Here is a 12,101-nt window from a genome sequence, read left to right on the forward strand (position 1 = left end):
AGGGTGGTGCTCATGGGCGACCTGCTGTTGTCCCGTGAAGAATCTGCAAGCCGGGCGGAGCCAGGCGAACGATGAGCGCGGCCAGGACGCCCGACTGCTTCTCGCGCTGCAGGAATGCGTCGAGGTACGGCAACGCCGCCGCGCGGTCCTTGGGTAATGCAACCGCTTGGTGCACCGCTGTGAACGCGCTCTCGAGTACCCGCTCCCGCGGCTCCCGGGCGGCCTGCGAATCCAGTTGCACACGCAGGCCGGCAAGCGCGTCGAGTCGATCACGGCGGAACCACTCGACGGCCTGTTCCGGCGTGTCGGCATGGACCAGTTGCGCATGCCGCAGGTGCTGCTGCAGCCACAGGTCGTAGGCGCTGCCTTTGAACAGTGCGATGCGTATGCCCGGAGCATCCACCTGTGCTGCGTCAGTGAAGAGCGAGTCGGCCGGCACGATGTAAGTCGCCTCGATACCGGCGTACGGATGCGAAAACACCGCGTTGCCGGCACGGAGAGGATCCACCGCCAAGAAAGCAATGGACCAGACCCCGTTCGCGGCGTCGGCCATGACTTGCACTGGTGTGTCGTAGCGCACGAATTCCAGCTGAACATCGAGGGCGGAAGCAAGGCGGCCGGCGAGCGCCGGCGCGACCCCTTGCACGTGGTCTGCCGGGTCGGCCTGACGCACCAGCAAGGTGTTGCTGAGATTGAGCCCCACGCGCAGCTTTCCGTTCACCAACAGCGCCGCGCGTGCCGCAGCAAGGGCTGCTGGTTTGGAAAGCGACGTCATGTTGCGTATTCCTTGGCATCAACGAAGGCATAGTGGACGGTGAAATCGGCCAGTCGCTGCGCGACGTCCGCACGGACGGCCTGCGCGTCTTTTCCGAACACGCGCACACGCAGTTCGACAGCGCCGCCCTTGTTGGTGAACACGTGGGCGCGACAGTGCTCGGCCAGCGGTGCCAGCAGTGCCTCGAACACCCGGCGCGCGGCGTCTTCACGCAACTCGGCCTTGATGGGCTTGCCGACTGCCGTAAGGGGAATGTGGTCGACAACCATGATCTCCTTGGGTACGGCTGGCGGTTCATGGATGCGTTCGGCCGCCAGGCGCAGCAACTCCTCGGGCGAAGCCACTTCCCCGGGACGCAGTTCGACGTAGACCACCGGCACCTCGCCGGCATGGGCATCCGGGCGACCGACGGCGGCAGCGGAGGCAACGGCCGGAATGGTGAGCAAGGCCTCCTCGATGTGCGCTGGCTCGATGTTGTGACCACCACGGATGATCAGGTCGCGCCGTCGACCGGAGACGCGCAGGTAGCCATCGACATCCAGGCTGCCGATGTCGCCGGTGACAAACGAGCCATCCGGCAGGAACGCCTTGGCGTTCTGGGTCGCATCGAGATAGCCCGGCGACACCCCCGGACCGTGTACGACGATCGTCCCCGGCTCGTTGGTGGCGCATTCGCCGCAGATGTCGCCGTTGTCGTCCAGGCGCACGATGCGCAGCGTCGTGTACGGAACACGCAGGCCCGAGAAGCCCGGCTTCATCCGGCCATCGCGCGGGTCGGCCGTGGCATTGCTGGTGTTCTCGGTCAGCCCGTAGGTCATGAGCGCCTGGGCGCCGGTGATCTGCTCGATGCGCTGCTGAACCCCGGTGGCGACGCCGGTTGAGCCGGTAAAGAAGCGCGGGCGGAGGGTCGACAGGTTTTCACCTTGCGGCGGGTTCTTGGCAAGCACGCCGAGGGTCGTGGGCACGCCGGAAATCAGCGTGATGCCGAAGCGCTCGACGTAGCGCCAGTAGTTGGCCATGTAGCGCTTGTCACGCGCCCCATGAATGCTCGGAATGACGACGCTCATGCCGGAAGCAATGGGCGTCAGACCGCGTGGTGATAGCCCGCCGATATGGAACAGAGGCGTATCCGACAGGACCACGTTGTCGGCATCGCCTCCCCGGCCGATGCTGACGCGGGTAGTCCATTGGCGATACAACAAGCCTCCGTGCGTGATCTTCACAATCTTCGGGCGCCCCGTCGTTCCACCCGAATGCATGTAGGCAGCCAACGACGAGGCCGTGGTCGGCGCTCGCGAGAATTCGAGCTTGTCGTCAGGGTGGGTCTGTGCCGTTGCAAGCAGATCGCGCGGGCCCGTAAGCGCGAAGGGGTCGTTCAACGAGAAGAGCGTTGGCGCGGCTGGCAGGCGCGCCGCGGCTGCAACAACGTTGTCCCAGATTCGGAATCCCTCGGTCGGACCCAGGGCTATCACGACCTTGGGCTTCACGGCGGCGAGCAGGTCGGCGAGAGCGTCCGGCTCCAGCAGCCAGTTGATCGGGAAGGGCCTCCCGGCGAGAAAACCGCCGATGAGCGCGGCATAGAGACCAGGTACGGTCGGCGACACGATGGCGATGGCATCGTCCTGACTGACACCGCTGCCTCGCAACAGATTGGCCACGGCCACCGAGCGGCGGGCCAGATCGGCATACGTCCAGGCGTGCACTTCACCGTCGGCGTTGCCGCAGTGGGTGGCGATGAGCGCCTGCTTGGCTGGGTTCAGGGCGCAGCCTTCGAGAAGGTTGATGCCGAAGTCCCAGTGCGGCACGCGTTGTTCGAATGGCGTGGACTCGATGGCTTCGATGTCCGCCAGGTTGCGGATGGGCGGATGGCGTCTGCCCATATCGACACTCTTGTTCATTCCGACGCCCCAGGCTTGAGCCGCCCTGCGCGAAAGTCGAGAACGGCCGCGTCGCGCGATTCGCCGTTGACTTGCCTCGCGAGCAGTTCGTAGCTCTTGGCCGCAGTAAAGGCCAGCGAGGCATCCCAGCCCATCTCGGCTGCGTACCGATACGACTCCTTGGTCAGGCGGAGCGCGGCCGCGTCCTTCCCAGCGATCTCATGCGCGAGCGCGAGCGTGTGCGCAAGAAGCTGCTCCGCCGGCACCGCCTCGTTCACCAGCCCGATGCGTTCCGCATGGGCGCCGTCAAACGGCCGCCCGGTCAGCGCGAGCAGTAACGCGTCGCGCGGACGCAGGATCGAAGCCATCGACTTGCTGACCGGCCCGGCAGGAATGTGCCGGAAGTTGATCTCCGACAGTCCGAAACGCGCCTCGCGGTTCGCAATGGCCAGGTCACAGCATTCCACCAGCGAGAAGCCGCCGCCGAAGCAACCTCCGTTCACCATCGCAATGGTGGGCTTTGGGAAATGGCGCAGCAGCCTGTAGCGCCATTCCGAGGCGTTCTGAATCACCCGCTCGCGCGATGCAGCAGTGCGGTCTTCCTGCCCGAAGAACTCGTTGAGATCCATGCCCGCGCAGAAGGCCGGACCGGCACCGGTAATGACGACGACACGGCAACGCTCATCGGCGCGCAGAGATTCAAGCGTCTCGATCATGGCCGTGATGAGCGCCGCGTTCATGGCGTTGCGCTTATCTGGACGATTCAGGGTGACGATCGTCACGGGGCCGTCGGATTCGATCAGCACGGGGGAGGGGGTGTCTGTCATTGCGTTGTCTTGCTGCCTGAGCACGGTTGAGTTCGAACCGCAGTCTAGGAAGTGCAGTCTTTGGACTCCATCGTTCAGAATCGATGACAGACATCAATTGTCGCGATGAAAACTACATTGACTTCGTCGCGGCATGCGTTTCTCATCGTCAGCTTCGCCTTTTCCATTCAAGGAGTTTTCACATGCGTCATGTTCCCCAGCTCGAAGCTGCCGATGCCCGTCGCGTTCTTGATGCCGCGCTCGCCTACGCACAGTCAAAGGGTTGGCTGGTCGGCATCGCCGTCGCCGATGCCGGCGGCCACGCATTTGCTGTCCAGCGTGTAGACGGCGCACCGGCACCCACCGCGCAGATCGCCATGTCCAAGGCCAGAACTGCTGCGCTGTCGCGCCGCGACAGCAAGCACTACGAGGACGTCATCAACAACGGCCGCCCGGCATTTCTCAGCGCTCCTGGACTGGACGGCATGCTCGAAGGGGGCGTGCCGATTGCTGTGGAGGGCGTGATCGTTGGCGCCATCGGTGTGAGTGGTGTGCTGCCTTCGCAGGATGTCGAGATAGCGCGCGCCGGCCTTGCCGCGCTGACCTTGTAGGCCGTAAGTGCGCAGTTAGGGCGAAAAAGACTTGAACGCTTCGAAGAGCACGCTGCGCAGCCACTTGTGCGGAACGCTGTGATTCGTGCGGTCGTGCCAGTAGAGCGTGCACTGCACGTCCGGCAGTGCGAAGGGCGGTTCGCGCACGTCGACGTCCTGCGGAAGCGTCAGGCGTCTGAGGAATCCGCGGGGAACGACAGCGACCAGCGCCGCGCTGCGAACGATGTCCACCACTCCGGAAAAGTCCGGCACGGTGAGTGCGACCTGCCGCGTGCGCCCCAGGATGTCCAGGCGCGCGTCGATAAGTGACTCCATCTCGCTGGCTCGACCGAAGCGCACCTGCACGTGGGGTAGTGCGCAATACGCATCGACCGTGAGCGGCTGCGGCATCACGCCACGCGCCGCAACGCAGACGGCGGCGTCTCGATAGAGTCGACGGCTGTGCAGGCGGCCGGTCGGCACGGCCGCGGCACCGATGCCGATGTCCACGCTGCCTTCCTCCATCCACTCGCGCACACGATCCCGGTCAGAGCGGTGGAAGCGCAGATGTAGGCCCGGCGCCTCCTGGCGGATGCGCGGCAACGCCCGCTCCAGGAGCAATTGGCGGGCGTAGTCCGTGGCGGCGATGGTGATCGAAAGGTTCCAATTCGACGGGGCCGAAGGGGTGTGGCGCGCGGCCGCCAGCAGGTCAACCCGGGCCAGGATTTCGTCCACGGAAGTCATCAGTTCCAACGCGCGCAATGTGGGTTTGGAGCCGCCGCCGCTGCGCGTCAGGATGGGATCGCCAAAGATCTTCCGCAAGCGGGCGAGCTGGCCGCTCATGGCGGGCTGGCCAATGCCCAGCACGTGCGCCGCCTGGGTAACGCTGCTCTCGTTCACCATCGCCCGCAGCGCCCTAAGCAGGGCGATATCGAGGCTTTTTGTATCACGCATCATGATGTTCGACATTGACCATCGGATGATGGCACGGACTTCGGTCGATTCCTAGACTTCCGACTGTTGACCAAACGAACAAGCAGGAGACATCGATATGCCTATCCAGAGCGCCCTCAAGCGTAAACTTATGTTGCTGACCGCCTTGGTCATTGTGCTTGCCGCGCCGCATGCGATCGCGCAGCCCACGTCGCAGATCGTCAGGCTGGTGGTGCCTTACGCCGCAGGTGGCCCGGCAGACCTGCTGGCACGTCTTTTCGCCCCGGGCTTGCAGGCAGCGCTGGGACAGACCGTCATCGTCGAGAACCGCCCTGGGGCCGGCAGCCAGATCGGCGCGCGCTACGTCGCGGCGGCCCACAAGGACGGCAAGACGATCCTGATCGGGAACGCGTCCACCTTCGCGATCGTGCCCTCGACGCAGAAGAACCCCGGCTTCGATCCCCTTCGCTCGTTCACGCATCTCGGCCTCATCGCCGAGACAGATACGGCGCTGGTCGTGAGCCCGTCGTTCGCGGGGGGCGCTGTGAAAGATCTCGTTGCCTACGCCAAGGACAACCCCGGCAAGGTGTCGTACGCGTCGGCCGGTGTGGGCAACGGCGCACATCTGATCGGCGAACTGCTGCAGTCGACGGCCCACGTCGAGATGACTCACGTGCCCTACAAGAGCGGCGGCGAGATGATGACCGCGGTCGTCGGCGAGCAAGTCAGCTTCGCCGTGGTGGACCTCACGTCGGCATTGCCCATGGTGCGCGAAGGAAAGCTCAAGGCGCTGGCGGTGACCGGTCCCGCGCGCTCGACGGAGCTTCCGCAGGTGCCGACGATGGCTGAAGCCGGCTATCCGGCCGTCAGCATGCCGTATTGGACGGGCACCTCTGTGCCCGCCAGCACGCCGGACGAGGTGGTTCGAACCCTCGAAGCCGCGGTGCGACGCGTGACAACGAGCCCGGACTACTTGGCAGCCCTGAAGAAGTTCGGTGCCCACGTGAAGCCTACCGACGGCAAAGGCATGTCGACGCTGATCGCGGTTGACCTGAAGCGCTGGGGCGACGTGGCTCGCCAAGCCAACATCCAACTGGACTGAACTGACCATGACGACCCATTTCACAGTTGTCGACATGAGCGGTCGGATCGCACGGCGTCGAGACCTCGAGCCCACCAAACGCTCGTACGAGGGCGGTGGCAACGTCGTGCCGTCTGCTGCCTACCAGATGCTTGCGGCGCGCAACATCTACATGCTGATGGCGCCGAAGAACCGTTCTCGCGGAATGAATAGGCCGGCGGTCGAAGGGCTTCCGGGGCTCGAGGTGGCCATCGTCGAGTGTCCGCCGGGCAACGGCGCCGAACTGCATGCCCACGAGCGCACGACCGAGAGGGCGGATCAAATCCGAAGTGCAACACCCGTCGGACTCATGGACGGACTGATTCAACGCTAATCTGAAGCAATTGCTATCGCCAGCGCCGCCACCGACAGCGGCGCCGAGCCCTCTGCCTTGTTGTTGATGGTGACGTAGGCCGGCTGCCCGCCGCCGGTGGTGCCGGCGATCACGCGGGCCAGCGCGGCGCGGGTCTGCGGGTCGGGGTCGACGAGCTTGTCGAACGGCTGGTACAGGTCCTTGGCGGCCTCGTAGCCGTAGGCGCCGTGGCGGCGGTGCAGGTTCCAGCGGCAGACCAGCGGGCCGGGCCACAGGGCGCGCAGCAGGGGCAGTTGGTCTTCGATGGGCGGCATCTTGGCGTGCAGGCCCAGGGCATAGGTCACGGCGTTGCCGCTGGCCGCGCGCGCTTCGCGCAGGGTGCGCGCCAGCAGCGGCGCGTGCGCGGGCGCCAGGAAGGCGGCGTCGCGCACCTCCAGCGCCACCACGCCATCGGGCGCGGCGGGCGCCAGTGGGGGCAGGGCGGTCAGCAGCGCGCCGATGCGCTCGATCACCTCCGGCAGGCGCGCCAGCAAGTGGCGCGGCAGCGGGCTGATCTGGAACACCAGCGCGCCGACGTGGCGGCCCAGCCCCTCCAGCGCGGGCGCCATGAATTCCTGCACCGCCAGGCGCGGGTCGAGGAAGGCCGGGTTGGGCGCCATGCCGCGCCCGCCCTCGGCGCGCACCTGTGCGTCGGCCACCAGCGCCGGGGCCTTGACGACGAAGCGAAAGCGCGCCGGCACCTGCGCCGCGTAGGCCGCGTACTGGGTGGTGGTGAGCGGGCGGTAGAACGCGCGATCCAGGCTGACGGTGGCCAGCAGCGGGTGCTGCGCATAGGCGGCGAGTCCCTGCCTGGACAGCGCGGCCTCGGCGTGCTCGCCGGCCCAGACCAGCCCCTTCCAGCCCGGGAAGTTCCACGACGAGGTGCCCAGCCACACGCGCGGCGGCAGCGCGCCGGCCAGTTCCGCCAGTTCGGACGCGGGCGGCGCGGGCTGCACGCCGCGCCGACGGCGGGGTGCAGAGTCGAACAGCGCGGACTGACCGGTAGACATGAGCAAATCACAAAGAAAAAGTGCCGTTGGAGCAGGCGGGACAAGCGCCGGCAGCTACGGTTTCAGGAGCTTTCCGCCCGCGCGCATACGCTACCATCGACCCACCCACGCGTGCCATCCTAGCCCCATGTACCTTCCGCCCCACTTCGCCAGCCAGGATCCGCGGACCGCCGCCCGTCTGATGCGCGAACACCCCTTTGCCAGCCTGATCACGGTAGACGACGAGGGACTGCCCTTCGCCACCCACCTGCCGCTGCACCTGGTGGAGGAGGGCGGCGCCTTCACCCTGCTGGGCCACGTGGCGCGGCCCAACCCGCAGTGGCGGCACCTGGCGGCACGGCCGCGCGCCACCGTCACCTTTCTTGGCCCGCACGCCTACACGTCGCCGCGCGTGTACCCCGACCTGGCGCGGGTGCCCACCTGGAACTACCTGGCCGTGCACGGCACCGTCACCGCGCGCCTGCTCGATCACGAAGACGCCGCAGCCAAGGACCGCCTGCTCAAGGCCCTGATCGGCGACCACGAGCCCGCCTACGCGCAGCAGTGGCGCGATTTGGGCGCCGACTTTCAGCACAAGCTGCTGCGAGGCATCGTTGCCTTCGAGCTGGCGGTGGACAGCTGGCAATGCAAGCTCAAGCTCAACCAGCACCGCGAAGAATCGCACGCCGCGATGTTTGCCGTCTACGCCGCCGGCACCCCCGACGAACGCGCGCTGGCCGGCTGGATGCAGACGCTGGGCATGGTGCCCGCGTGCACAGAGGAGTAGAACGATGCGCAGCTTCGGATTGATCGCCCTGCTGGTGGTTCTGGTGATCGTCGGCTGGCTCGGCACGCGCCAGGTCGCCAGGGTGCCGGCCCCGGCGCTGCCGGCCAGCGGCGCGGCCTCGGCGCAGGGCAACGTGGCGGAACAGAGCCGGCAGATCCAGCAACAGATCAGGCAACAGGTGGAAAGCACCCTGCAGGCGCCGCGCGATCTGCCGGACGATGCCAAGTGACTCGGATTCTATGAGTCAAATGGGCATCCAGCGCCCGGCGGCCTCAAATCTGAAGTGCACCCCCCCCCTTCAGAATTGAGGCATCCATGACCGAAAGAACCTACGAGCAGCTCAGTGAGATGGAGCGCTACGCGATAGCGCTGGGCCTGCAGCAAGGGCAGAGCCAGAGCGCCATAGCCAGAGCGCTGGGCCGCTCCAAGAGCACCATCAGCCGTGAGTGCAAGCGCAATGGAGGTGCCCAGGGCTACACCTCCAAGTACGCCCAGCAGCGCAGCGACAGACGCAGGCGCTTTGCCCGGCCGTTACCGAAGCTGCACCGCGATGGCTCCTTGTTCTCACTGGTGTGCGAGCATCTGCGCCAGCACTGGTCGCCCCAGCAGATTGCCCAGCACCTGAAGAAGCAACACCCTGATGACAGGAGCCGCAGCGTGTCGCACGAGAGCATCTACACCTGCATCTATGCCCAGCCCAGGGGCGAGCTGAAGAAAGAGCTGGTGTCGTGCTTGCGCATGGCCCATGCCAAACGCTGGCCCCGCTCCAAGGGCAAGGATCGGCGCGGGGAGATCCAGGATCTGATGAGCATCCACGTGCGCCCGCCCGAGGTCGAGGATCGCCAGCTTCCCGGCCACTGGGAAGGCGATCTGATCAAGGGGGCGGCCAACGCCAGCGCCATCGGCACGCTGGTGGAGCGCACCACGCGCCTGGTGCTGCTGGTCAAGCTGCCACATCCCAACCCGGCCACGGCCGCGCACGTGCTGCAGGCGTTCAGCGACAAGCTCAATGGCATTGCCAGCCCTATGCGCAAAACCCTGACCTATGACCGAGGCTCGGAGATGGCCGAGCACGCCAAGCTGAGCCAGAACACGGGCATGAAGGTGTACTTCTGCGATCCCCACAGCCCCTGGCAGAGGGGCAGCAACGAGAACACCAATGGGCTGCTGCGCCAGTACTTCCCCAAAGGCACCGATCTGAGCGGCTATACGCAGGAGCAGCTTGATGCCGTCGCCGATGAGCTCAATGGCCGTCCCAGGATGACCTTGGGCTACCGCACTCCGCTTGAGGTCTATGCTCAGCACCTACAACTATTGACCCAGCGCGGGGACTCCGTGCATTGAATCAATGTTGCACTTGGACTTGAATCCGCCCCCGTCCATCAAGCGCCGGCAGCTATGAATACAGAAGCACCCAGCCTCATCGACCAGCCCGTCGAAAGCGACGAAGCGGCCATGCGTTTGGCCCTGGCCGAGGCGCGCGCCGCCGCCGCCGCGGGCGAGGTGCCGGTGGGCGCCGTGGTGGTGCAGGGCGGGCGCGTCGTCGCCACCGGGCGCAACGCCCCCATCGCCGGGCGCGACCCCACCGCGCACGCCGAGATCGCCGCGCTGCGCGCCGCCGCCGCGCGCCTGGGCAACTACCGGCTGGAGGGCTGCACGCTCTATGTCACGCTGGAGCCCTGCGCCATGTGCGCCGGCGCGCTGCTGCACGCGCGGCTGGACCGCGTGGTTTTCGGTGCGGCCGACCCCAAGACCGGCGCCGCCGGCGGCGTGGTCAACCTGTTCGCCGAGCCGCGCCTGAATCACCGCACGCGGGTAGTCGGCGGCGTGCTGGCCGATGAATGCGGCGAACTGCTGCGCGCCTTCTTCAAGCCGCGCCGCGCCAACCCCATGCCCCTGCGCGAAGACGCCCTGCGCACGCCCGACAGCGCCTTCGCCGACCTGCCCGGCTACCCCTGGCCGCCACACTACGTCGCCGACCTGCCGGCGCTCGCCGGCCTGCGCCTGCACTACCTGGACGAAGGCCCGGCCGACGCGCCCTTGACTTGGCTCTGCCTGCACGGCAACCCGGTCTGGAGCTACCTGTGGCGCCGCATGATCCCCGTGTGGACGGCCGCCGGCCACCGCGTGGTGGCGCCGGACCTGATCGGCTTCGGCCGCAGCGACAAGCCCAAGAAGACCGTTGCGCACAGCTTCACCTGGCACCGCCAGGTGCTGCTGGAACTGGTCGAGCGGCTCGACCTGCGCCGCGTGGTGCTGGTGGTGCAGGACTGGGGCGGCCTGCTGGGCCTCACGCTGCCCCTGGCCGCGCCCGCGCGCTACCACGGCCTGCTGGCGATGAACACCACGCTGGCTGCCGGCGACGCGCCGCTGCCCGCCGGCTTCGAGGCATGGCGCGAGATGTGCGCGAAGAAGCCCGCGTTCGACATCGCCCGGCTGCTGGTGCGCGGCAACCCGCAGATGTCGCCCGCCGAATGCGCGGCGTACATGGCGCCGTTCCCCGACGCCGGCCACCGCGCCGCCACGCGCGCCTTCCCCGCCCTGGTGCCCGAGCATCCGGGCGACGACGGCGCGGCCGTCTCGCGTGCCGCGCGCGATTTCTGGCGCGACGAGTGGAGCGGCCGCAGCCTGCTGGTGATCGGCGCGCAGGATCCGGTGCTGGGCGAGCCCGTGATGCGCGCGCTGCACGCCGGCATCCGCCACTGCCCCGAACCCTGGGTGCTGCCGCAGGCCGGGCACTTCGTGCCCGAGCACGGGCGCGCCATCGCCGAACGCGCGCTGACGCACTTCGGCCCTTGAGGTTGTTCTATAATTTTCATAGCTGCCGGCGCTTGATGAGCGGGCGCTGGAGCCCAATTTTATTCATAAGATCGGTATCGGCATGGCGCACATCTACGTCTACTCCCCCTCCGGCGCCGTGCGCGACAAGGCGGCTTTCCGCCGTGGCGTGAAGCGCCTGCAGGCCCTGGGCCACGAGGTCGAGGTCGATCCCGACGCGCTGGCGAGCTGGCAGCGCTTTGCCGGCGACGACGCCACGCGCCTGGCCGCCATCGGCCGCGCGGCCGCCAGCGGCGCCGATGCGGCGCTGACCACGCGCGGCGGCTACGGCCTGACGCGCCTGCTGCCCGCGCTGCCGTACAAGGCCATCGCGCGCGCGTCCGGCAAGGGCACCAAATTCATCGGCTTCTCGGACTTCACCGTGCTGCAACTGGCGCTGCTGGCCCAGGGTGGCGGCGTCACCTGGGCCGGCCCAGCCCTGTGCGAAGGCTTCGGCGCCCGCAGCGCCGACGACGCGGCCGAAGGCCATGGCGGCGCGGCCGGCGCCACAAGCCCCGACGAGATCATGCTGGCGTGCTTCCAGGATCTGCTCGATGGCAGCTCGGAAGGCACCGGCTGGCGCTTGCCCGCCGCCGACGCGGCCGCGCTGGCCGGCCGGCGCGACCTGCACCTGGCGCACCACGCGCCGCTGTGGGGTGGCAACCTGGCGATGCTCGCCTCGATGCTCGGCACGCTGTGGTGGCCGGCGGTGGAGGGCGGCGTGCTGTTCCTGGAAGACGTGGGCGAGCACCCCTACCGCATCGAGCGCATGCTGGCGCAGCTGCTGCACGCCGGCGTGCTGGCCAGGCAGAAGGCCATCCTGCTCGGGCAGTTCACCGAATACCGGTTGACGCCGCACGACCGCGGCTATTCGATGGCAAAGGTGGTGGACTGGCTGCGCAGCCAGCTCAAGGTGCCGGTGCTCACCGGCCTGCCGTTCGGCCACGTGCCGACCAAGGTGCTGCTGCCCGTGGGGGCCAGGATCGATCTGCTGGTGGAAGGACGCGAGGCGCTGGTGCTGTGGGGCCACCTGCACTGAGCAGGTGCCGGAAAGG

General features: G+C 67.4%; 13 protein-coding genes. 8 read left to right on the forward strand and 5 right to left on the reverse strand.

Annotated elements, in window-relative coordinates; genetic code table 11:
• Positions 1 to 10: 10 nt before the first annotated feature.
• The 3 genes from QM772_RS01155 to QM772_RS01165 are packed head-to-tail and all read right to left on the reverse strand — an operon-like array spanning position 11 to position 3,479.
• Positions 11 to 775, reverse strand: a complete 765-nt coding sequence (locus QM772_RS01155; protein ID WP_415133330.1) for a transporter substrate-binding domain-containing protein — start codon at positions 773 to 775, stop codon at positions 11 to 13.
• Positions 772 to 2,673, reverse strand: a complete 1,902-nt coding sequence (locus QM772_RS01160) for an AMP-binding protein (protein ID WP_415133332.1) — start codon at positions 2,671 to 2,673, stop codon at positions 772 to 774. Before QM772_RS01160 ends, QM772_RS01155 begins: the two co-directional genes overlap by 4 nt.
• Positions 2,670 to 3,479: an enoyl-CoA hydratase-related protein gene (locus tag QM772_RS01165; RefSeq protein WP_415133334.1), complete on the reverse strand. Its 810-nt coding sequence runs from the start codon at positions 3,477 to 3,479 to the stop codon at positions 2,670 to 2,672. The genes QM772_RS01160 and QM772_RS01165 overlap by 4 nt, the downstream gene beginning before the upstream one ends.
• 182 nt (positions 3,480 to 3,661) lie before the next feature.
• Here QM772_RS01165 and QM772_RS01170 point away from each other — a divergent pair, with 182 nt between their 5' ends.
• Positions 3,662 to 4,069, forward strand: a complete 408-nt coding sequence (locus QM772_RS01170) for a GlcG/HbpS family heme-binding protein (protein ID WP_415139414.1) — start codon at positions 3,662 to 3,664, stop codon at positions 4,067 to 4,069.
• A gap of 15 nt (positions 4,070 to 4,084) precedes the next feature.
• Here QM772_RS01170 and QM772_RS01175 read toward each other — a convergent pair whose 3' ends face one another.
• Positions 4,085 to 5,017 carry a LysR family transcriptional regulator gene (locus QM772_RS01175; RefSeq protein ID WP_415133336.1) on the reverse strand — a complete coding sequence of 311 codons (933 nt, stop codon included), beginning with the start codon at positions 5,015 to 5,017 and terminating at the stop codon, positions 4,085 to 4,087.
• An 82-nt stretch (positions 5,018 to 5,099) separates the two neighbouring features.
• On the opposite strand from QM772_RS01175, the gene QM772_RS01180 reads away from it, so the two are divergent.
• Positions 5,100 to 6,083 carry a Bug family tripartite tricarboxylate transporter substrate binding protein gene (locus QM772_RS01180; protein WP_415133338.1) on the forward strand — a complete coding sequence of 328 codons (984 nt, stop codon included), beginning with the start codon at positions 5,100 to 5,102 and terminating at the stop codon, positions 6,081 to 6,083.
• Between the two features lie 7 nt (positions 6,084 to 6,090).
• Complete coding sequence (locus QM772_RS01185) at positions 6,091 to 6,435, forward strand: hypothetical protein (RefSeq protein WP_415133340.1); 345 nt, start codon at positions 6,091 to 6,093, stop codon at positions 6,433 to 6,435.
• Here QM772_RS01185 and QM772_RS01190 read toward each other — a convergent pair.
• The gene (locus tag QM772_RS01190) at positions 6,432 to 7,463 is read right to left on the reverse strand and encodes a DUF72 domain-containing protein (RefSeq protein ID WP_415133342.1); all 1,032 of its coding nucleotides are present in this window, start codon (positions 7,461 to 7,463) and stop codon (positions 6,432 to 6,434) included. The genes QM772_RS01185 and QM772_RS01190 overlap by 4 nt on opposite strands.
• Before the next feature lie 127 nt (positions 7,464 to 7,590).
• Here QM772_RS01190 and QM772_RS01195 point away from each other — a divergent pair, with 127 nt between their 5' ends.
• From QM772_RS01195 to QM772_RS01215, 5 genes are all read left to right on the forward strand, one after another.
• Positions 7,591 to 8,229, forward strand: coding sequence for an FMN-binding negative transcriptional regulator (locus QM772_RS01195; RefSeq protein ID WP_415133344.1), 639 nt, complete (start codon positions 7,591 to 7,593; stop codon positions 8,227 to 8,229).
• Positions 8,230 to 8,233: 4 nt separating this feature from the next.
• Positions 8,234 to 8,458, forward strand: coding sequence for a hypothetical protein (locus tag QM772_RS01200; RefSeq protein WP_415133345.1), 225 nt, complete (start codon positions 8,234 to 8,236; stop codon positions 8,456 to 8,458).
• Positions 8,459 to 8,544: 86 nt separating this feature from the next.
• Entirely contained in the window at positions 8,545 to 9,573 is a 1,029-nt protein-coding gene (locus QM772_RS01205) for an IS30 family transposase (RefSeq protein ID WP_415133347.1), read from the forward strand.
• A gap of 54 nt (positions 9,574 to 9,627) precedes the next feature.
• Positions 9,628 to 11,028 carry a tRNA adenosine(34) deaminase TadA gene (gene tadA, locus QM772_RS01210; protein ID WP_415133349.1) on the forward strand — a complete coding sequence of 467 codons (1,401 nt, stop codon included), beginning with the start codon at positions 9,628 to 9,630 and terminating at the stop codon, positions 11,026 to 11,028.
• Positions 11,029 to 11,110: 82 nt separating this feature from the next.
• A complete protein-coding gene (locus QM772_RS01215; RefSeq protein WP_415133351.1) occupies positions 11,111 to 12,085 on the forward strand; it encodes an LD-carboxypeptidase in 975 nt (324 codons plus the stop codon).
• The last annotated feature ends 16 nt before the right edge of the window (positions 12,086 to 12,101 follow it).

Source organism: Ottowia sp. (assembly GCF_047601385.1).
GTDB lineage: Bacteria > Pseudomonadota > Gammaproteobacteria > Burkholderiales > Burkholderiaceae_C > Ottowia.